This window comes from Mesorhizobium sp. M1A.T.Ca.IN.004.03.1.1 (assembly GCF_003997555.1).
GTDB lineage: Bacteria > Pseudomonadota > Alphaproteobacteria > Rhizobiales > Rhizobiaceae > Mesorhizobium.
Window position 1 is genome coordinate 1 of sequence record NZ_RZTV01000338.1, and the last position, 271, is coordinate 271.

Annotated in this window: 1 pseudogene; it reads left to right on the top strand. The window is 62.7% G+C overall.

The features are described from left to right. Nucleotides 1–230, top strand: a pseudogene (locus EOD29_RS31885) (iron-containing alcohol dehydrogenase); the annotation flags it as partial. Between the last annotated feature and the right edge of the window lie 41 nt (nt 231–271).

Sequence of the window (271 nt, forward strand, 5' to 3'; positions counted from 1 at the left end):
CCCGCGTCCGCGCGCATTTCCAGAATCTCGCGGGCTGGCTAACCTCGGTGCTGGAGGCTGGGGTCGAGCAAGGCCTGTTTCAGATGGACAAGCGGCCGGAGGAGCAGGCGCAAATGCTGATGGCATCGGTCCATGGGGCGATGCTGTCGGCGAGGGCTTTCGGCAATGCCGGGGTGTTCATCGCAGTCGTTGCCCCTGAGTTTGCGAGGCTGCGGTCAGCGGATCGCTAGGATTAACCCCTAGTCCGAAACCGCCTGCTGGTGAAATCTAG